This is a genomic window from Paenibacillus solani, assembly GCF_001277345.1.
GTDB classification, from domain to species: Bacteria; Bacillota; Bacilli; order Paenibacillales; family Paenibacillaceae; genus Paenibacillus_AQ; species Paenibacillus_AQ solani.
The window spans coordinates 2,484,177-2,505,696 of sequence record NZ_LIUT01000001.1; the positions used below are offsets into that span (position 1 = coordinate 2,484,177).

General features: G+C 36.6%; 15 protein-coding genes. 4 read left to right on the top strand and 11 right to left on the bottom strand.

Features of this window, described 5'->3' with window-relative positions:
* Positions 1–10: 10 nt before the first annotated feature.
* From AM231_RS11120 to AM231_RS11160, 10 genes are all read right to left on the bottom strand, one after another.
* Positions 11–1,021 carry an ABC transporter substrate-binding protein gene (locus AM231_RS11120; RefSeq protein ID WP_054402663.1) on the bottom strand — a complete coding sequence of 337 codons (1,011 nt, stop codon included), beginning with the start codon at positions 1,019–1,021 and terminating at the stop codon, positions 11–13.
* Positions 1,018–2,469, bottom strand: coding sequence for an aryl-sulfate sulfotransferase (locus AM231_RS11125; protein ID WP_054402664.1), 1,452 nt, complete (start codon positions 2,467–2,469; stop codon positions 1,018–1,020). Before AM231_RS11125 ends, AM231_RS11120 begins: the two co-directional genes overlap by 4 nt.
* 30 nt (positions 2,470–2,499) lie before the next feature.
* A complete protein-coding gene (locus AM231_RS11130) occupies positions 2,500–3,045 on the bottom strand; it encodes a MarR family winged helix-turn-helix transcriptional regulator (RefSeq protein WP_054402665.1) in 546 nt (181 codons plus the stop codon).
* Positions 3,046–3,517: 472 nt separating this feature from the next.
* A complete protein-coding gene (locus tag AM231_RS11135; protein ID WP_054402666.1) occupies positions 3,518–5,353 on the bottom strand; it encodes a hypothetical protein in 1,836 nt (611 codons plus the stop codon).
* Positions 5,354–5,390: 37 nt separating this feature from the next.
* Positions 5,391–6,341, bottom strand: coding sequence for a hypothetical protein (locus AM231_RS11140; RefSeq protein WP_054402667.1), 951 nt, complete (start codon positions 6,339–6,341; stop codon positions 5,391–5,393).
* 340 nt (positions 6,342–6,681) lie between these two features.
* On the bottom strand, positions 6,682–11,433 hold the full coding sequence (gene avs4 / locus AM231_RS11145; protein WP_054402668.1) for an AVAST type 4 anti-phage nuclease Avs4: 4,752 nt from the start codon (positions 11,431–11,433) through the stop codon (positions 6,682–6,684).
* 361 nt (positions 11,434–11,794) lie between these two features.
* Complete coding sequence (locus AM231_RS11150; protein WP_131724737.1) at positions 11,795–12,490, bottom strand: hypothetical protein; 696 nt, start codon at positions 12,488–12,490, stop codon at positions 11,795–11,797.
* 229 nt (positions 12,491–12,719) lie between these two features.
* Positions 12,720–13,076 (bottom strand): hypothetical protein, encoded by a 357-nt coding sequence (locus AM231_RS11155; protein ID WP_054402670.1) that lies wholly within the window; start codon positions 13,074–13,076, stop codon positions 12,720–12,722.
* A gap of 225 nt (positions 13,077–13,301) precedes the next feature.
* Positions 13,302–13,433 (bottom strand): hypothetical protein, encoded by a 132-nt coding sequence (locus AM231_RS30215; RefSeq protein ID WP_278044620.1) that lies wholly within the window; start codon positions 13,431–13,433, stop codon positions 13,302–13,304.
* The gene (locus AM231_RS11160) at positions 13,412–14,047 is read right to left on the bottom strand and encodes a recombinase family protein (protein ID WP_131724738.1); all 636 of its coding nucleotides are present in this window, start codon (positions 14,045–14,047) and stop codon (positions 13,412–13,414) included. Before AM231_RS11160 ends, AM231_RS30215 begins: the two co-directional genes overlap by 22 nt.
* Before the next feature lie 540 nt (positions 14,048–14,587).
* Between AM231_RS11160 and AM231_RS11165 the strand changes: the two genes are divergently transcribed.
* The 3 genes from AM231_RS11165 (at position 14,588) to AM231_RS11175 (ending at position 19,501) form a co-directional block, all read left to right on the top strand.
* Positions 14,588–15,529: a HEPN domain-containing protein gene (locus tag AM231_RS11165; protein ID WP_054402672.1), complete on the top strand. Its 942-nt coding sequence runs from the start codon at positions 14,588–14,590 to the stop codon at positions 15,527–15,529.
* A 120-nt stretch (positions 15,530–15,649) separates the two neighbouring features.
* Positions 15,650–18,616 (top strand): AAA domain-containing protein, encoded by a 2,967-nt coding sequence (locus AM231_RS11170; protein WP_054402673.1) that lies wholly within the window; start codon positions 15,650–15,652, stop codon positions 18,614–18,616.
* A 45-nt stretch (positions 18,617–18,661) separates the two neighbouring features.
* Complete coding sequence (locus AM231_RS11175; RefSeq protein WP_054402674.1) at positions 18,662–19,501, top strand: hypothetical protein; 840 nt, start codon at positions 18,662–18,664, stop codon at positions 19,499–19,501.
* A gap of 178 nt (positions 19,502–19,679) precedes the next feature.
* Here the strand turns inward: AM231_RS11175 and AM231_RS11180 are convergent, their stop codons facing one another.
* Positions 19,680–20,759: a DUF1648 domain-containing protein gene (locus tag AM231_RS11180; RefSeq protein ID WP_242615194.1), complete on the bottom strand. Its 1,080-nt coding sequence runs from the start codon at positions 20,757–20,759 to the stop codon at positions 19,680–19,682.
* Positions 20,760–21,214: 455 nt separating this feature from the next.
* Here AM231_RS11180 and AM231_RS11185 point away from each other — a divergent pair.
* Positions 21,215–21,520, top strand: a 306-nt coding sequence (locus AM231_RS11185) for a helix-turn-helix domain-containing protein (protein ID WP_165593389.1), incomplete at its 3' end; no start/stop codon positions are given.

The following is a 21,520-nucleotide window of genomic DNA, read 5'->3' on the forward strand; positions in this document are numbered from 1 at the left end:
GATCATCTCCTTACTTCAGGTTTATTACGCGATCAGGAAAAGCCTCCCGTACCAAATCGAGGTTCAATTTGTCGTTCAATTCGAAGTCTTTCTCGATAATGCCGTTTGCGACCATATACTCCTTCTGCCCTTGCAAGCCAGCGTATGCTTGCTCCGTAAAACCGAGGTTCCATGGATTCTTCGGCAAATCCTTCAAAGTCGCCTCTCTTGGCTGCTTCACTTCTTCATACATCAAGTCAGCCGTCTCCTCGGGATGGGTCTGTGCATAAGCAGACGCTTCATCCAGTGCTTTCAAAAGGTTTACAAAGCCTTTCTGATTGCTGCTGATGATATCATTCGATGCAATCAATCCTGTGCCAAGACGAACAGGCGTCTTGGACATATCCGATAACTCTTTGGCTTCGGATAGCGCGCCAAACTTCTCGTTCAGCACAGCACCGTATACCCATGCTGCATCGATTTCACCTTTCTTGAGCGCCACGTAAGCCTCATCGAACCCCCCCTGTCCGATGAGCTCCACATCCGACAGTGCAACCCCATTCTCGGCTAGATAAACATCCCATAAATAAGGAATGAAAGTCCCTCTGGAGAAACTCAGCTTCTTGCCTTTAAGATCCGCGGCACTTCCGATTTCTTTACGGACGAACAGCTTCCATTCGCTGGCACTTAGATCCGTGGCTGTTCCAGATGAAGCGAAGATGGTATAGTCGCCTTTACTGACAGCATTCAGAAGCGGAAAGTCCGCACCAAAGGCAACGTCCACCTGCTTGATAAACAATGAATTAACGCCTTCAGCCGGCGTAGCAAAATTTACAAGCTCGGCATCAATCCCATGCTTGTTGAAGAACCCTTTACTCTTCGCTACGCGAAAAACGGTATTCGTAGAAATATCGGCTATTTTCAGCTTAAGTTTGCCCTCTTTATCCTTACCAGTAGCAGTACCGCATCCGCTGATAACGCTGATTGCAAGAATAGAACTTAGTATAATGGCTATCCATTGCGTCTTCCGCTGTTTGCTCATTGTGATCTACCCTCTTTCTGGGCAGTTTCATCACTTCTGGCTACGCATAGAGCTCCCTCGCCATAAGAGATCGTACCCTCCACTTCCACGGTGGTTATGGCACCCCTAGGGGCAGCACCAGGAAGACGGAAGTCAGCAACATCGATTGGAGTTATTTCCGTTTCCACAGGCAATTCAAGCTGAGGCACCCATTCATAGGGAACCCGATAAGCACGATAAACCATGTTAGAATTGCGACTGTTCTTGTACGGTGAGATATATTCCCATACCAGCTCGAATTCTCGCGTGACCTCGAAGATCCTGCCGTCAGCCCCTTCCGTGATCAAGGTATTTCCATTGGGCAGACGCTGAGCCGAGCTGATATAGGGGCTGTAAAATCGGTAGGAATCAAGCGGAGCCTGGAAACCAGCTTCCGTTGGAGTGTACTGCCATTCAATCTCCAACGTAACAGGATTAATCTCCAGGATACGGGAATGGTCACGTCGCGCTATTTTTAGCCCATCCACCGATTCCGGGTTTGGCCGTCCATAACCGCCCCAGCCTCCATTGTCAAAGATCAGAATATTGCCTTCACCCGGCAGACCCTGCGGAATCAGATGAGCATGATGCTGTCCAATAATCCAGCCGATATGCTTCGTTTCTTCTGTAGAGTAGTCGGGTCCCAGCTTCCAGACGATTTTGTCCGTTCTCTTGTCGGTTATGGCTATAATGTTGCTTTCTCGTGCATCCCAGATAATATTATCAGGGTGGAAGCGTTCATCCCCCACATCATAGAACTTATTAGGTCCGAGTACCGATGCCGAATTGATGTGCATCCAGTCGCCGGCATGCGCACCGAAGCCCCGAGTGTTCGGGTCGCGAGATATCGCCAGCTTGGCATCTTCATCGAAGCCCAGCTCCTCAAAATGATCACTAACAGCCCATTCCCAGATGACGTTGCCCTCCCAATCGACTTCGATAATCGTGTCATCCAGCAGTTCAATATCGGATATCTCGGGACGGTTCACATTTTTGTGAGCGAGGATCAAGGTATTGCCGGAATCCACTTTTGGGTCTTGCCCTGGAACATAATAGCCAACGGGGTTGCCTTCCCGCTGATAATCATGATGCTGACGAGCCATCCATTGAGCCGGGTGACCCGGATCCTCTATGTACTCATACCGATCAAATTTCCAGACAATGTTGCCGTCCCAATCCACTTGCACCAGATTAGTCTCATCCTGGAATCCGTATTTCGGATCGCGTTCGGATGTACTGCCAAGAACATAACCTCCAGGAAACAGCTTGTTCGGGAATCCTCGCAAACCTTTCCATAAGCGAACCTCTCGGCCATTCATATCAATCAAGAGCGCCCCTGTTTCTGCAGCCTGATAAATCGTGTAGCCGTTCCAAGCCTTCTGCGGATTGTAAACCGTCGTACCGGTTGGATAAATCGTTGGATGTCCCATATTTCCCTACTCCCTCTCCCATTTGATTTTTTAGTAAGAAATATATTTATTCGAGCGTTTGGTTCTGTCTTTATTAGCTGTCTGAACATTTGTGTCCCCTGTCCCTAAAGAGGATTGGGATTGGTCAAGTACAGCTTCCGCGAACCCATCCAGATGTTCATTCAGCCGTTCAAATAAACAGATTAATTCTCTAAGCTCCTCCTGTGAAAAAGAACCAAATAACGTATCGATCATGTATCCGCCGATGTGTTCGTTGCGCTCCAACATCTCTCTTCCCGTATCCGTAATGTCCAGAACGATCGCTCTCCGGTCAATCTTGCTTCGCCTTCTGACCGCAAATCCGGCAGCCTCCAGTTTGTCACATACTGCTGTTACCGCCCCGGATGTGAAATCGAGCTGGTTCGCAAGTTCGCCAAGTCTTTGCGCTCCTGTGCGATGAATCGTGTTTAAGATCAGTAAGCCGGGCAGTGAAATGCCTTCTACCGAAATTTTGTCACGCTCTCTAACAAATCTGCGTACTACTCTGCGGAAAAGCCAATCCGCTTCCTCCAGTAAAGCCCAGTTCCTCTCTTCCATGTCGCTCCTCTCTCATGGTCTTCGTCCTTGTCTGTCAGTCCATTTCCATTCATGGCAACCCACGAATAAACGTAAAAGGCCCCCGTCTACCCTTCCGTTGTCACAACGAAATTGGAGTAAACAGGAGCCTTTGGTGGACCAATCGGCTGACTTATAGTTTAAAGTTAAGATAATGAAAGTTCATTAAATGAATGACTGAATGATGGCTTGTGGCTAGATTAAACCAATTAATACCACCTGTCAAGTAGGAATTATTTTTGGAAAGTTCTATTATCAAAAAAATTCAAATATGCTACTTCCTTAACTGTTCAATTCTTGATGTACGCTTTATACATGCTAAAAGCTTCCCTCTCAATCATTTCATCAATGAGATACTTAGTTTACTCAAATGAGAGGAAAAGTAGCAGAGGTAGAAAAAAGGCAACTCCATTGACTCGGAGTTACCTTTTAAAAGTTAATTAATTTAAGAACATTAACTGTATATTTCAGTTGGGCTATTTTTATCAACATAATCATGATTATTTGAAACACAGCCAAAAAATTCATCAATTGTATTATAAAAAATTTGATAAAGTTGAGAAAACCTAACATAATCCCAATTATCAAATCTATAATTTGATATTTTTTTATTCATATAATCCCTTACTTTGGTTAAATAAACATTATTTAAAGTATCTTCTCCATATTTTACAGAATATTCGTTCTTCCATTTAGCATTTGAATTTTCAATAGCTTTCACTGCTAAGTAACGATTAATGATTGAATACCCACCAAAATTAGCCCATACATCTGTAAAAGAATTCTGTAGTACATACTTTAAACATTGCTGAATCTCAAGTGTATATGTGTTCAGTATGTCTATATCATCTGGCATTTCAGCATATTTTTTAATTGAATTTATAATGTCTTGAGATTCACAAAGATCAACTATAAGCGTATTAATTGTTTTCCAAGCTGTAACTGCAAATACACCAGTTGCACCGTAAGTATATGACCCATCTTCTGAACGAGAGGTAATGCCATCTTTTGCACCAAGTAGTTGTCCATGTACTAAATTATTCAAGAGATTATCTTTTGAAAAGCCCTTAGTTACTGGACGTACAATACGATCTAGGTTTAAATGATAATCATAATATTCCATAATTATACGTGAGAACAGACTTTCATAAAACGAATTAAAAAATTTATCATGAATATCATTCAGCTTAATTTTGTCATCGAAAAACAATACAATTTTATTGAGGAGAGTTCTGAAATCAGAAAGACTACTCAACAATCTGTCGAATACCTCCATAGAACAAAACTCATAAATATGATATTCAGCTTTATCATAATCAACTTCTTTTTCTTTTAAAACACTTACTTCTGGAAGGAGCAGTTCTCTTTTATGGGCCTTGATAAGCTGGTTCGAAGCATTCCCTTCCTCATTAATAATATCCAGTGAATAAAGGAACTTATGTACCTCATTGAAATTTAGACTTGAAACTTTCTTATTCTTAACAAGACCATTGTAAACTTCTGTACTAACATTGATACCGTTATCTTCGCAGTCTTCCAACTTGCCTGCAAGTTTTCCGCTTCGTTCAATAATAAATGTAGGAACTGCCTCAAAAATCGATTTAACAAATTCCCCATAAATATCCCTACCCAAATTAGGCATAGGTGAATCCTGTCCATTCATCAAAATACAGGCTTGAATACCATCTAAACCTGTCTCCGCTAAACTAGGAGTTTTCTTTTCAATTTCATCTAACTTAGCATCTAAAAACCCGCGAGTATCACGTAAAACAACAGATTTAAAACCATGTTTGTGCATACTATCAAGAACCTTTTCAGATGCAGGTACGCGTAGCTTAATATATCTCACTAATTTATCAGCCTTTGAGTGATTTATAATGGAGATAGCAAATTTAATATCATTCTTAATTTTATCAGCAATCTTATTCAAATTTTCTTCTAAAGATTTATTGAAGTATCCATCCTCAGAAGCAATAACTGGTTCAATTTTGAAATATTTATAATCATTACTGTTCAATTTTTGGTTCATACCTTCTATATCATTGTTGATAATACCATGAGTGATCTGCCCCAAATCAAAGACCACCTCACTTACTACAGTCTGTTTACAATCCGAAAGTTCGTAAAATGTCGTTACCTTAGTTAATCCTCCATCATTCTGATGTAATTTCCCAATCAAATCTCCGAACTTATTTCGATCAATCATTGATGCAATGAATGTAGATTTACCGGAGTTAGTTAGTCCAATAACTGCAACATCGATAACATCATCAAAAATTGTAATACTCATAAAATAACCTCCTTGTATAATAAAACTTATAAATCAATTACTCTTCCACTACGCTATCAAACCTAAAAACTAAATGATCCAAATTTTCAATTTTTACACTAACAGCTTCAAAATCATTACCTTTGTCAGATATTTTTTTAATATTAGGATATACCCCCACAAAATAACATCTTATTTCTCCATTAAATGTTGTGAGTTTTTCGAGCACTTCAAGTAGTTGATTTTTCTTGTTGTATGATTGAATCAAATCAGAGTTAAGATATATGGTTATCTCTAAGCCCTTTTCATTAATCCAAGCTTTCTTCTTGAATCTAATCCTATAATTTTTTCCGTATTTCTTTAATTTCGTAACCTCTCCCCAATAAATAAGTCCTTCTTCATCTGAGAAATATTCACACTTTTTAAAAAATGAATAATACGATTTCTCTTTCCCATTTATAGTAAGAGTCTGAGTTTTTAACGTATTTGGATCATTGTTTTCATAACAATCAATTATATGTTCAAAATAATGAGTTTTTACATTTGAAACTCCTTTAGTAGTTGAACCAATACTTTTAGATCGTGTAACTTTATTTATAGTGTTATTATTAGTATTCATCGTATTCTCAACACTTCGAAGACTTTTCATGAGTTGAGTTGGTTTTATGAGCAAAAACTCAGAAGGTAACACGCTTTTTTTCTTATGATTTGACTTTTTAGCATTTACTTCATTGGTAAAATCTTGGTCTACATCATAATAATAATCACACTTTTTTGGCGAAAAAATATGATTAGTAAGACTTTTAGTTCTAAAATGAATTTTGGCTTTGGTCTTTTCTTTTCTATAAATTGCAACTTGAAGTAATGGTACTCTACAATGTTCGCTAGGACAAAGAAAAGTAAGCTTTCTCATATAGTAATTAGAATCATTGCTAAAATATAAATCTCTGGCTTCATATGGATCTATACATCGATTTATCTCTTCACAGTAGGCTTTTTCAAATTTCATAATTACCTCCAATAAAATCCCAAGAAAACAATTCACTATGTTAGAAAATATGATAAAACGAGACTCTTTTATCAAATATTCGACATAGTTCTCTCCCTCCCTTCCAAAAAGAACTAAATTTCTCCATAAAGTAGAACAGACCTCCGGGAAAAATTCCAGAGGTCTCAATATGGTCGTATATCATTAATATCAACTTGCATTTCTTGTTTCAAGATCACTCAAAGAATTTTCAGCATTTCACTTTTGCTTCTCTGAAACCAACTTAACACCTTTTTAAATTCTTCACGAATATCTTTGAAACCCTTTACGATAACATGAAACTGCAAACAAGTAGATACTTTTATGCAATACTCTCCCTCAACATAAAACCACTTGTTGATCCTCTATCGACTAGAAAACTAAGGATACATATTACTTTCTCCCGTACTTCAGGGTATTTTTTAATATCAGCTTCATATTGCATGGTATATCTACGCATAAACTCTTCAATATAATATTCGGTGTTTACTTGTAGAACTATTTTCTTTAGATGAGGATTATTTTTTATGGTTATAAACAGCCAATTCAGGCCCTCCTCAATATAATTATATCCAATGGTATTGAGAACTCTCGAAACAGCATATAAGATAACTGGATTATATCCTATATCTGTTGCCAAACGCTTGAAAAAAATAGTATTGTGTGGTTTTAATGTATGCCAAGATCTCATATCTTTATTCCACCAAGGAAATGCAAGAGCATACGTAGTAACAATTTCATCTAAACCTCGTCCATAATAACGTTCTCGAGTAGTACTTTTATCATTTTCCATTTGTTTTTCGCATAGGTTCACTATCGGTTCATATAGTTTATCCCATATATCCCAAAAAACTTCGTCCTGTTTAACGTTGTCTTGTAGAACCGTTATTTCACAAAGAAGTTGTTCCATATAATCAGAAGATGTTATATAGGGGATAAAATCTTTGATTAAACTCAGACGTATATGAGCATTAGGTACATTAAAGATATATTTTGCCAACCAGTCTATATAGGCACTTTCCAGTTTATAAGATCGATGAACATTACGATCCCTTAAATGATCCTCTTGAAAAAGATATTGCCATGTTACTGGCCCCACCTGTTTTAAAATAGCATATGTTGATTCTTTTGAAGGAGATAACAACATGCACGCGGTAAGGAGTGCATTTTCATTCAATTTAGAGAAATCTAGATCATTTATACTTGGTGTAGAATTTAAGATATTTTTGATAATTTTCCTCTTCTTCTTTAAAAATTTGATTGGTGAAATACCGTTATATACTAGTACATTTAAATCATACTCAGGTTTTAGTCTAATATATGCCGCAAACAATTGCTCAGTATGAGATCGACATATTTCCCAGGCTTTAGATGAAAAGCTTTTTACCGCCACTTTGTTTAAATCACCCACATCCATAAGAAGAGCGAGCAAAATAACTGCTGGTTCATCCAATGTCCCTTGAACTGATTGTTTATAACCGTTAATTATTATGGGAAGTGATGCAATCGCGGCTTCAGATCCATCACCAATTTGATAATTCCGTTGTTGCTGTATTGTTGATTTTGAATATAAAGTTAAAAGTTGTTCACAATTTTCTCGTTGATCTACTGTAAGAACATAAGGAAAGTCTCTTACTAATACAGCAGACACATATATGGGAGCGCTTCTAGTGAGATAATTGTAATCTGATGTATTTTTCTCAGATAGAATCTCTTTCATTTCTTCAAGCGCTATCAAGGGATTCTCTTCAAAGTTACTATATTTATAGTAACTTTGAACATCATTTTCAAACCTTGCTTTTGCCCAAATTGCCAATGGTGTATGCTTATATAAAGTATCCGATTGCTCTTTTGTTATCCTGCTAATCTCCTTAAGATCATCTGGCAAATCAGAAACCAGAGGAATGTACGTCGCGCCATTCTTCTCGATAGCTGCATCTGTATCAAAATTCATTCTTCTTAAATCGATCCGATGCAAAACAAAACGAGATAAAGTATCTTCATCAGTTATATCAGAGAAAGCAATATCGATATTTTGATAAAGGGTCTTTACTCTTTCAGAGAACTCTAATTCAGCAAGATCGTGCTTCTGAAACTGGTACTCCAAAATGATATCTTCGAACTTTTTCTTTCTAAAGTCTAGATTGTTTGAAGCTATCCTTTCGTCGTCATATAGTTTATTAGATGGCAGTCCTCGAAAAAGATTTGCATGATTTTCCTGTACGAATCTTTCAACATCGAAATCAAATACTTCTTTAGTTTTCAGCAGTATGCAGGCAATCTCAAATAATTTTTCGGGATATGATATTACTGCACTGACTACGACAGACGTAATCGCGGCTGTATGTGATTTTGACAATAATTCGTAACATGCACCTTCAGCTTGATTTCTGTCTACTTGTTTCACGAAAAATAGAAGCCATCTCTCTAACGCCATAAGCATAGACTCAAGTAAATTAGGGGCCGTTGATGTACCTCGGTGCATAAGCCAAAGCCTGCTACTTGCAGTCTGCTCAATAACTTTCCCATTGGGCAAATTGATGTATATGGTGCTGCATTCGTTGTACTCTTTTCCAAGAAACGAATTGGAATAACTTTTTGTAACATGATTAAAAAAATCTATTATAAATTCGATTGCTTTTTGAGGTGACACCCTTAGTAACTGAAATATCGGAGTGTGGTGAGCACTTGTAGGATAAAAATCATTTTCTGTATCGGAATTCACATCAAAAGCATCTTCTATACTATCACGGCGATTATACCTTGGAAATTCAGACTTCTTATCGTTTCTTTTCCAAAAACATTTCGCCAGTCCTATAACTATATCTGGATTCGCTTCGCATAACGCGTAACTATCCACAACACCTTCCAATAATTGTGTACTCAAGTCATAATATTTCGATCTATGATCATTTTCTTGGTTGTCTATGACTTCTTGAAGAATATGTGTTAGCTCTACGTGGGTTTCCAGTGCACTTCCAAGTATAACACTTATAATAGACTTCAATTTTCTATCTCGAAGAGTATAGCCCAGATGGTTAGACGACTTAATGATATCGTAAAAATTCAATGCAATAAGACCAGCATGTTTTGTTTCAATACCAGTTTTATGGTTACTTACCCATGTTGATAAAGAATCTGTTACGGTCATAATGTTTTTCGCATCCCATGTAATGCGATCAAAGTTATCGTTAATAAATTTAAATATAAAAGCCCAGCCTGTTCCAGATGGTTTTGTATATCTATAAACATTAAAAGTTTTTTGCTCCTCTTGAGTGAGTAACGCATTTAAAAACTGTACATTTATAACTTTACATGTTGTATTTAGTAAGAAAACTGCGCGCATTAACAAAGAAAATTGATCGTTATTGAACATTCTTTCCACCAAATACAAAGAATTCAATTGTCTTTCATCGTTCATTAATGAGATCAATATCTCATCCTTCCAGATTGAATCCAAGTTATCGTTATCTAATGCCTCGTTTAAAAAAGTAGATAGCCTCACAACATCCATATCGATCTGGTCATGTATCCATAACCGAAACATTTTTCGCATTATCAAGCTGTTTCCAATACTACAAAAGAAATCTATTAGTCTGTGATTTTTGGTGAAAGCACTCTGGATTACACGTTTTAATACCCATTCTTCATAAACATCATGAGTTAAATAGTATCCGTCAAAGATACTGTCGAAGGCAATGATCTCATCATTTTCAAGTGCACTAATCGCTTCATGGTCATCGTCTTTCGAAAGAATATAATATGACGTTCCATTGTTCGCATTAACAAAGACCATTTTACAAATAGCAGTTTCACGTCTTAAATGAATATTGTTTTTTGCATTCACAATATTTTTGATTTTTTCATTCCATATCCGTTCTTTAAAATCTTCAATTGTTTCATTAAGTTCACCTTGAGAATGCGTGGTATTCATATATACCTGCAAATAGAATAGATTACACAACAGTATTTTTATTTTATTATCAATGGGCAACGAAATAGTATGTCGACTAAAGATATGTTCCAATTGGCCGATTGTAATGTCTTTTACTTCATATTCTTGATACTCTGATAAACGTAAAACGTAATTTATGAAATTATCTTTATAGACCGTTCTAATAGTAAAAATGATTTTCCACCCATGGTTCACAAGCAACCATATGATATCTTTTAAAACATCCTTGTTGTTCATTGTAAAAACTTTCTCCACTGAGTCAATAACAAATATTTTCTTGTCGTCATTGTTAAACATGCTGAGAAAGTCTTCAAAAGTATAGTCTCCAAACTTCCTGGAGAATTCTGAAATATTTACAGCTTCAAAATCTGTAGCTTTAAATACAAAAAACGGAATTTCATTTGGAACATTAGTAAAACTGTCTTTAATTAATCCAGATTTTCCAGATCCACCATTTCCAAAAATTATTAGGTACTTACTGTATTCATCTCCGATAAATGAGTCTAAGTCAAAATCATCGTGTTCAATTTTAGTAAACGCACCATTATTTTGAATTGTGGAATTTATATTACCTACAATAGTTTTAGTATGCAATTGTATATGATCTAAGTATCCTTTTATACCTTCATTTGGATTAAAGAAAAAATCCCTTACATGGGTCATTTCAGGACTGAAAAGACTTACTTCGAAGTTGCTTTTAACTCGCCACTCAATGTTTATACCAAATTGCTTTCCGTGATTTTCGATTTCAGTTTGATACTGAGGTCTGTGCTGTCCTTTTTTTTTACTTGAAGCTAGTTCCTTGTTAACATAGAAAAGCATTCGGTTAATATTAGGATAACTCTGTCTTGATTTATCTATCGCAGCTATAAGGTCAGCTTTTCTATTAGATAAAGTTATATTGGCATCATAGTATTTTGCTTGAAACCCAATAATATCTTTATCCACTTGAATCATTTCTGTTTCAATACCAGTTTGATTAAAATATCTAAAAATACCGAATGGTCTATCAAATTCATGACAAAACAAAATATATGCCAATTGTTCAAATGCGTTTCGAGTATTTCCTGAAAATTTATAATTAAAAACATCCCAATTAATGCTAACGTTTTGATACAAACTAATACCCCCTCTAGAAAAGATCAATGCTGTTACATATTTATGTAGACAGCAAATTTCAATTCGAATTTAAACGACATATTTCCTGCTTTTGGAACAAGTCAATGTTAAATGATCCCCATTCTAAATAGTAAAAGGCACCTATTTGTTCTTAGAAATAGAAACAATAGATGCCTGATTAATAAGAGTAATTAAGTAAATGTAGCTCAGGTACCAATCCCTCACTCACAACATCCATCACTCTGCATGTGTTCAGTCGGTGGAAAGGACAACAACCATATTAGCTTTTACTATTAAACCATCAATTTTATCTTGTTCTATTACCTTCCCTATCAATAAATAAGCCTCTCAGCTTCTTGAGCTATCTTCTACTTCTAATTAATACTACATTTGATTTCACATCCATGTTTGCTTCCACATCGGGTAATTTTAATATCAAATCTTCAATTTCCAAAAGGAATTTCTTCTTTATATTACTTTCAATCATGAAAAAATCTTGACCCATATGAATAATTTTTTTATAAGTACCCACTGCTAGCGCAATAAAAAAGCTTACACCCATTAAAGCTGCAATAAGTAAGATTACCTGATTAATATCATCATTTTTTATTCCTTTGAATAGGAATATAATAGATTGAGACCATGCAGGAATAAATAACGCAATAAATATACTTGGTGCTAAAAAAGAAGGCGTTTTGCTACGCTGGATCTCTTTTTCCAAAAAAATAATCATTTTTTCAAGCTTCTCTTTTGAATAGACATTCTTTGATTCAAGATAGGTTATTAGCATCTGGGTCTGCATGGTATCAAAATCCGCTGTTCGCCATATTCCTTTTTTCACATCAATACCATAATGCTTGCGTAAAACAACCTTCGCTCTCCTACTAATATTTGCAACAATTAATATTGATAAAAAAAGCGCTACTACAAATACAATAGTAAAGTATTTAGCAACTTCAATACCAATAATAAGTAACGGTAGAGTAAAAATCATTAAATATCCTGATGACAATAACACAATTAATAAATATGTATTTAAAGAATATGTTAATTTCATGTATTTAAAGACTAAAGAATACACCGTAAGATTTTCCTTGTAGTAATTTATGAGTTCATCTAACATTTTTTACAGTTCACCTTCACCTTAATAATTCAGAAATGATCCTTTACATTTTTCAATTCGACAAAATCCCTATTTATTCCTGCTACTATTTAATACTAATCTTGTTTTTCAAATTATGAGCCCCCAAGAAATCAGGAGGCTCCCCCCTTCATTTGTCTTGAAATCACCTATAACAAACCGTCAATTCCACCTGATGTCCTTCCCGATTATACACAATCCGCTCCACCAGCTTCTTCAACGCCCGTTTCTTCTCTTCACTACTCACTGCTTCACTCCACAACTTCCTAAACTGCCCAATCCGCTTAACGATCTGCTCCACAGTAGGGTAATTACCTTCATCTACTACTACCTTCCGCAAATCCTTCAACTCTTCCTCCAGCTTCTGTATCTGCCTTGATCGAACAGCCTTTCGCTCTAAAAACACTTGCTTCGTTATCATCTCCTCTTCATAAGATTCATGCAGCTTGTCCAGCGCCCGCTTCTGCTTTTTCAATTCCTGCTCTTTGACCTCGATTATCACCTGAGTATCATTGTAACGGCTCCGATGCAACTCATTTCCCGCAGAATGTTCGGATCTACATGAATAATCCGATCATACAGAGCATTAAAAAAATCGGCATCCATTACTTTGCCACGCTGTTCACATTTGCTGCCATTTTTGTACTGGTCATAGCACAATGCACTCCAGTGCTATCCCTGCTTCTTATTCTCTCCCACCCGGAACCTCATCCATGGACCGCATTTTTTACAATAAAGCAAACTTGACAAAAGAAAAATGTTTACGTCTTGAATTGGGATTCAACATGCGATTCTTAAGCAGCCGCTCCATAATCGCTTCATGTTCTTCCGGTGTTTTCAGCTTTTCATGAGTTTCCATGACTTTAATCCGCTCTTCTTCGGGAACCTTTTCCAACTGACCACGTTTGGAACGGCTTTAACCATAAGTGATGTAACCCAAATGGATCTCGCCTTGCAAGCAACCGTTGAACCGTAATATTTGACCAGCCCTTGTTTCTTTCCATCAGGCTTAATGTAGTATGGCGTGGGTATCTTGTTATCCGTCAACCAAATGGCAATATGACCAAGGTTTGTTCCATTAAGATATTTCTCTACAATCGCTCGATAAATCGGACGCTTCGTTTCATCGACCAGTACCGACCTTGTGTTCTTATCATAATAGTATGGAAACGGTGGCTTTCCGTTTGTACACATGCCTTTCTTCGCTCCAGCCTCTTTGCCCTGCTTCATTCTTCGCTTAATCGTTTTGTACTCTATTCGAGCAAAAATGGACATGAAATCAAAGGATACATCGTCATTGTCTATTTCCAGATCGTATATCTTGTTCGGTGTAATTATTACCGTCTCTGAGTTCAAAAACGTATCTTTTATGAGTGCCCAATCCTTGTTTTCTCTCCGACCCAAACGGTCAATGTCCATGACAACTACTCCATCATAGAGCTGGTCTTCAACATTTCTATGTAACTTCTGCATTTCTTTCCCGAGACTCAATCTTTTCCCCAGAGGCCACTTCTTCGTATAGCCTATAGGTCCAATTCCGATTCTCTACCAAGGCCAGAAGAGTATCCCTAAGCTTCGAGAGAACGTCTTCAAACTCACCATCGTCCCCGTGATTTTCTTAAATAAACGGCTACGTGTTTAATTGTTTTGCTTACAAAATGTAGCGTTACGCTATCGCTACACTAAAAGATAGTCCTATAGTCATGACTCTGTATGTATTTTCCTTTAAACCTGTTATAAGATGTAATAACGATTAATCTTATGATTTGATGATGAGAAGAAACTAAACAGCATATGCCTTACAACTCACATAGAACACTGTCAGATTATTGGGTATTGGGATTACATGATAAATAGGAAAACAGACTTTTTTACGCTTAGCCAGTTCATGAGGGTTTGCTTGGGCATGGAATGTGCGATTCATTTCATCCGGAGAATGAGTAGTTCTGAAGGAGATTCGGGATTTGTATTTGAATTATTGTCTATTGAATTTCTCACAGGAAGGAAAATAAAATGAAAGAAAATCTAAGTCGTTGTTTCGTAGTTGAGATACATGCTATTTTGTTTGGAGTTGATGACAAAATATTTGATATTATTCTTATAAACGACTATCAAATAGAACGAATGTCTTTGGTCCCAAACATATCCCATTTAGATAAATTTTTTAATGTGAATGCAATAGAGCTGAGAAGAAATTATAATTCTGCTGCTATAGATGATTTTCTTAATGTTGCTTGTGTAACCAAAAAGCTCCAAGTTGATCTTTCACCCCAACATCCTAATGACACTATTGAAGCGCTTCATCAATTAATTGCAAATGAGTTAATTATTTTGGATAATCAAATTAGAGGAATACGACTATTAACAGAGTACGCCATTCGATTTAAAGAATTTGTCTATAATATCTATTCAAAGACATCAGACAATACTATAACATTATATTTGCAAGGAAAAACACCAATTCAAGAGGCTTATTCCCGTTCAATTAACTCTTCTCTAACAAATGAAGATAAAGAGTATATTAATGAAACTTTAGCCACAATTAAATTGCCATTTAGAGATCAGCATTTAAATCACTGTCACTTACTTTATGACTTGTCATTTCATCAGCTTACTTATTCAAATGCTCTCTTGTTATTAATAACATGCTTAGAAATGTTATTCTTGAAAAAAGGCGATTCAAAAAAAGTAGAATTATCTAAACGCTGTGCTATCTTCATTAGTCAAGATCAACAAGAACAATTAATAATATTTTCCGAACTTAAAAATCTGTACAAAAAAAGATCGGATTTCGTTCATGAAGGGAAAATAAACGTACATGAGAAAGATATAATTTACCTTCGTAATTGTGTTAGAAAGTCCATTTTAAAATATTTTGGATGCGCTAAAAATAAACAAACTATACTTAGAGAATTAATGAACGAAATTAAGTCATGTGATTATTTCCCTGTGTAATTAGCATGTCAACTTATGAGTTGTTGAGTCATTTATCTATTTTAAAAATTGCATTCCTAAGTTTTGAATTTTTCTAATTGACATCCATTATCCTAATTATCACTTAAAATGGAGGGCACCTTGCTAACTAAAAATCTGCTGCACTATTATTTAGAATGCCTAAAGTATGAGAGTTATTTTTCAATTGAGCTTAAACAGAATGAGCTATCTCTTTCTCAGATTAATCCAGAGGAATTAGATAAAGCACTTGAATACTATGAAAAGATCAGCAAGCATTTAAAAGATGATCATACCCTAATGTTCGGCTACCCATTATTGCGAAAAGGACAAGGTGAAAAAACTACATATTTGCCATTGTTTTTATGGAGTAATTCGACCTTTTTATCGGATTGTAATTTATTTAAAGTAGATCATCTCGGATTTCATCAAGAATTAATTAAACCTATCACTGATAAAAGTTCTATTGATACCATACATAAGCTAAAGGAACAATTTGCTGCATCCCCTAAATCCTTTTTGGAAGATAAGCAGAATCTGCAAAAGCTGTTGGACTATACTGAATACGATATGAACAAAATTGTTCCAAATTACGTAATTGTCCAAGCTGCTAATAAAAGTGCAAGCAACTACCTTATTGTTAATGAAATACAAGCAATACTAGAAGGTAAGTTTCAACCAAGTACTGTACTTAACAGTTTCCTTACACATAGCTTTGCATTGCCACATCCATACATCCAGAGAGCTCCACTACATATCGTTCCAAGTAATTATCCTCAAAACGTTGCAATTTCAGATATTCAAAATACAGTGAGCATTATCAAAGGACCGCCTGGTACGGGAAAAACTCAAACTATTATAAATTTAATAGCAAATCAAGTCGACCGGCAAGAAACATGTGCCGTGGCCAGTACAAATAATCAAGCGGTAGACAATATTGCCGAAAAGTTGGAAGGAGCAGGAATTAATCGACATTTTTTTGGTTTTGTTCGCTTGGGTAATCTTTCTCACAACAAAAAAGAATCTTTTAAAATACGAAATACAATTGAACGTATGAAGGAAGAAATCCAAGCCTTATTGCCTGATGAAACCTATATTGCGTATACAATGAAAAGTCAGACGTTACTGGAGCGAATCAATCAAGCCGAAGGCACTGAGCAACAGATGATTGATATGACAAATACAATCAATCACCTTCAACAGTTGATTGGTGTTTTGAATGACCGTCTACGCCTACACCACTTGACGACCATGAAAAAGGACTTTGAAGAACTCTCCATCTCCAACGAAAAAATTGAACAGCGATTACGTGAACTTGTAGACGAGCCTTCACATCTATTTGGCAGTGATATTTTTCGTAAGTTCCGCTCCTTTGTCGCAGGGAAAATTGATGCCTACATGAAAAGACGTGTTAAAAAATATTTACGCTCAATCGATGCCCCCCATTTGTGGGAGTACATCGATATCACAAGTCCGACACATTCGCTTGCCCTTTGCGAAGAGATTGTTAAAGTCATTAACTTGGAGCATCGACTTAAACAATACAAGGTTGAACTTTTGCAATTGCAACATCAAAAGAAAGAGCAACCTTACAACTTACAGACACTGTATAAAGAGAAGAACGGAATTGATCTAATAATCATTCGTTCACAGTGGCTTCGCAAAGCAAAAACGATTTTAGAGGATGCAAAAGAAATGAGAAACATTGAAAACCTCCTCAAAGAGCTCAATCAAGACGGTAGAATTCGCCAAACTGCGTCTGCTTTCTCTTCCTTTGTTAAGTTGTTTCCTGTTCTTTTAGTGAGTAGTTTATCAGCTCGGAGTTGTATTCCATATGGAACCTCATTAGACCTAGTCATTATAGATGAATCGTCACAATGTTCAATCCCAAGTGTATTTTCTCTATTGCAATCTGCTAGGAGAGCTTGCTTTTTCGGTGATATCCATCAATTGAGTCACATCGTTTCGTTGGAAGATCGACTCAGCAAAACTTTATTCAATAATTATGCTTCTGGCATTGAATTAACGCCTTACTGCTTTCGCAACGTCTCAGCATTTGAAAGAGCAGAGCAAGCATGTCAACACAGCGAATACGGAAAATATTTACTAAACTACCACTATCGCTGTATCCCATCCATTGCTTCGTTTAGCAATAACAATTTTTACCGTGGACGTTTACGAATGATACGTCAAGAACCAGAGAGAAGACCTTATCATACTGGAATTTTCTCGAAAAATGTGTACGGAACCGTTTATGGAACATATAACCCGCAGGAATTAAACGAAATCAAATCAATTGTAGCCGAACTGGAAAGTAATGGTGTTACCCAAATCGGCATTGTAACGCCGTTTGCTGCTCAGAAAAAAAAACTGATTCAAGCCTTTCGCAATAATTCTAATATTAAGGTGGGGACGGTCCATACGTTTCAAGGCGGGGAATGTCAAGCCATTATATTCAGTACGGTTATTTCAAATGGCTCGACTCCTTTTCAAATTGATTTTGTGCAAAATAGTTACCGTTTAATCAATGTTGCCCTGACTCGAGCATTGGATTACTTTATTCTTGTAGGCGATTTATCTAAGATCGACAACGGTCAAGGCTATTTGACCAAGCTAAGCCATTATATTTATACCATAGAAGCAAGCAACTTCCACCGCCCTGCAATCGAATTGTCAATTGAATTTAACCAAATTATTCAGCAAGAGAGTCGTAAAGCACTTATGCATCAGGGAGAACGAATGATTTTTAACAAGCTGCAAATTTTCCTTGGCGGCATGCCGTTGATTGTCTTTCCGAAAGTGCCCATCAAAGATGTATTATCCATCAACTTCGAGCTTGACAATACACTAAAATTATATTATTTCACCAGCCATATGGACTTTGTCATCTATGAAAGAGAATCACTTCAACCACTCTGTTCTATTGAATATGATGGGGATTTTCATAGACGAGATGCAAAGACGATTGAGAATGACGCAAAGAAAGACAGGCTGTGCAGATATACGGAATTCCAACTATTTCGTATAGCCTCCAACGATGAAACAGAGGGATGGGAGAAGTTGAAAACCTATTTGAACTCTTTTGCTTAGAGTACCTAAACTAACTGAATGATAAAATGAAAGGATTACAGTAAAATGACTGAGTGGAATTTAAAATATAAGGTCGATTCCTTATTTAAAGTTGTGGAAGTAGAACACTTTGCTGGGGTAAAATTTTATTTGAAAGAAAATACAATCTTTTGCGAATTATGCGTACAAGCAGATAACATAGATGAAGCTGTGGTCAAAGGAATTAACGAACTTAAAGTAGTCCGTACTGCGATTATCTTTTCTTTAAAACAATCATTAGATTTTGAATTAATTGAAGTTCATGAACTTTCATCAAGTTCTACAGCAAAACAAGGAGCGTCCTTTCTCCCACTTACATTAAATATACGAGAAGTATTGACTTTAGAAAAAGCCGATAATATTAGAAAATTGCTAGCTCAGATCGAAAAGTTTGATAAGACAGCAACCTCTGCCATATTTTTTTACACACGTGGTGTTGAGATCCATGAATGGAATATTGAAGCTTTCATTAATTATTTCAAATGCATAGAATTGATCGCAGACAAATTCCTTCAGGAATATATCGTGAAGAACGAAATCAAGAATAGAAGTAACACAGATAAATTAATTGAAGAGTTAAAGATACTAATTATTGATAATAATAGTGATAAAGAAAATATAAAAGAACACGTAAAATCAATCTATAAAACAGAATTAATTCATATAAAACTAAAGGTAGAAAATACACTTAACAAATTCAAGCTTTCTAAACATGTACCTCGGATGAAAAAAATGGTGGATTTAAGAAGTTCTGTGGCTGCACATGGTAGTACATCAACTATTATAAAAGACGAACAAGTTGATTATTTGCAAGGTGTTGCTAAGGAATTAATTCTAGAATACATTCAACAGTTAAATATTGATTGAAGATCACAGAAAATAATTAAAAGTAACAATTGATTCACACGTACATCCCATCAATGAGAGGTACGTGTGGGTCAATACATAGCTGTATTCAATAGATTTTAGGACTAAACTAAACTACCTATTCATGAAACAAGAGTCCTTTACGAAGTCCTCAATTGCTCGATAAGAGTTTGCCTTGTTACCGCACCACAACTAACAATACAATAATTCCGAGCCCAATCAGCCAGCTTATTGGGTGACCGAAATTTAATCCCCAGCCGACTCCGAACCTTTTCTCGACGATTAGGTTTCGATCCTTGCGATTGAAATAAATCATACCTAATAGCCATTTATCATCATCATGGACAGGTCTGACATTGGAGCGATCGGCAGATCGCTCCAATCGGCTTCCGCCCTGACCAGCCCAGAACGATAAGGCGAAGGCGTATAGCATGATAAAGGCTATTATGATTAGGATAATGGGGATAGCGAAATTGATGTTAAGCAGAGATATCATGTTTAGTTGCACGACGGAAATCAGGATAACTATTAAGAAGCTTGCTGTAATCATAAAACATGACCAAGTACGCCGGAAAGTTACGTCTTGTCTGATGGAACGGTTAGGATCAGTGTGTTGAGCCTGCTGCTTCACTCTGCGAATACTCCAATTCTCAAATATAAACACAAGTGTTATGAACACTTGGATTATCGTAGGCATAAACACAGAACTATAAGATTTAGCTGCATAGCGGTCTACGTTCCAACTGCTGTTGTAATGGATCGGAATCTGACCAGGAATCAAATCGTAGTTGCGTAGCACAGTTACAATACTAACAACAATAATTAAAGCATGAAGGAGGAACCAATAACTGGACAAGCCAATGTTTCTTCTCCGAAATCCAGTGTCCACTGCCATGATCGATGGTTCCGGAGCAATAGGCAGCATAGGTAGTAAACTTTTCATTTTGTAATGATAGCTGATGTTTATCACTAGGGAGATTACGACCATGGCGAGTGAATAAGTGACAACGATCCAGCTTTGTTGCTTGGAAAGTTCACCACCATATATCAGGCAGATGATACAAACAATGAATAGGATGGAATGCAAGGTAGCACTAATCCTAGCATATGACTTCCGCATCTGGCGCAGAGGCTCACTGTGGAATTGCGCAGCGCTGACGGTGACCCCAAAACTAATCGTCTCCCTTGTTAAATAAGGCATGCTTACCATGAGTACAATGGTAGGTACAAATACAAAGATCATGATTATAACAGGCATTATCGTCAAATCATTCGCCTCCTCTTATACATAAGTATGTATTCGAAAACTCTAAAATCCTTATAGCATAGGCAATTCATCACTATGCCTTTTGCGTATGATTATCCTATTAACTTAGGATAGGTAATCGACTTGAACATAAAATTAATTATAATCGATTTTAGTGACTATAAGGGTGGAATTAACAATTTATCCAGACCACCATATCGGGGTTTAGCAAAAGTAATAACTTCCTGCTTTCTTCGTAGTTTGCTTAATGCCGTTTGTACCTTCTTCGGCAAAATCAGCAACCCGGATCTGCGTTTCGGCAGAATTGTTGTAAAGGGCAAGATCATCTATCGATCCTCCGTATCAACCATAGAACCAAACCTTTTTTTCTCCCGTATAAAAGAGAAAAGGCAGCTGCTATTATGATCCCATCATAGNCTACTTCTACCATGATGGGAGTTTTTGTAATGTCCAAAAGAAGCCCGATTTCATATGAAATCAAGATTCAGGTTGTAAGGCGTTGCCTGCAACATGAATCCAATCCCAACCATGAGGCAAAACAACTGGGGGTCCATAAAAACACGGTTACCGATTGGATAAGAAAATACAAGGTAGATGGAGAAGATGGATTAAGAGAATCCAGGGGATGGAAATCTTACTCCAATGAGCTAAAACTATCTGCCATTCAAGATGTAAGCTCTGGTGAATACTCTGTACGAACGGTGGTGAAAAAGTACCATATTTCGAGTAAATCTGTGTTAGAGAGCTGGATT

What these genes read in the sequence shown, in the direction of transcription:
- AM231_RS11120 (WP_054402663.1), bottom strand. Translation starts at nt 1,021, where the DNA reads ATGAGCAAACAGCGGAAGACGCAATGGATAGCCATTATACTAAGTTCT.
- AM231_RS11125 (WP_054402664.1), bottom strand. Translation starts at nt 2,469, where the DNA reads ATGGGACATCCAACGATTTATCCAACCGGTACGACGGTTTACAATCCG.
- AM231_RS11130 (WP_054402665.1), bottom strand. Translation starts at nt 3,045, where the DNA reads ATGGAAGAGAGGAACTGGGCTTTACTGGAGGAAGCGGATTGGCTTTTC.
- AM231_RS11135 (WP_054402666.1), bottom strand. Translation starts at nt 5,353, where the DNA reads ATGAGTATTACAATTTTTGATGATGTTATCGATGTTGCAGTTATTGGA.
- AM231_RS11140 (WP_054402667.1), bottom strand. Translation starts at nt 6,341, where the DNA reads ATGAAATTTGAAAAAGCCTACTGTGAAGAGATAAATCGATGTATAGAT.
- AM231_RS11150 (WP_131724737.1), bottom strand. Translation starts at nt 12,490, where the DNA reads ATGAAATTAACATATTCTTTAAATACATATTTATTAATTGTGTTATTG.
- AM231_RS30215 (WP_278044620.1), bottom strand. Translation starts at nt 13,433, where the DNA reads ATGGAAACTCATGAAAAGCTGAAAACACCGGAAGAACATGAAGCGATT.
- AM231_RS11160 (WP_131724738.1), bottom strand. Translation starts at nt 14,047, where the DNA reads ATGCAGAAGTTACATAGAAATGTTGAAGACCAGCTCTATGATGGAGTA.
- AM231_RS11165 (WP_054402672.1), top strand. Translation starts at nt 14,588, where the DNA reads ATGAAAGAAAATCTAAGTCGTTGTTTCGTAGTTGAGATACATGCTATT.
- AM231_RS11175 (WP_054402674.1), top strand. Translation starts at nt 18,662, where the DNA reads ATGACTGAGTGGAATTTAAAATATAAGGTCGATTCCTTATTTAAAGTT.
- AM231_RS11180 (WP_242615194.1), bottom strand. Translation starts at nt 20,759, where the DNA reads ATGCCTGTTATAATCATGATCTTTGTATTTGTACCTACCATTGTACTC.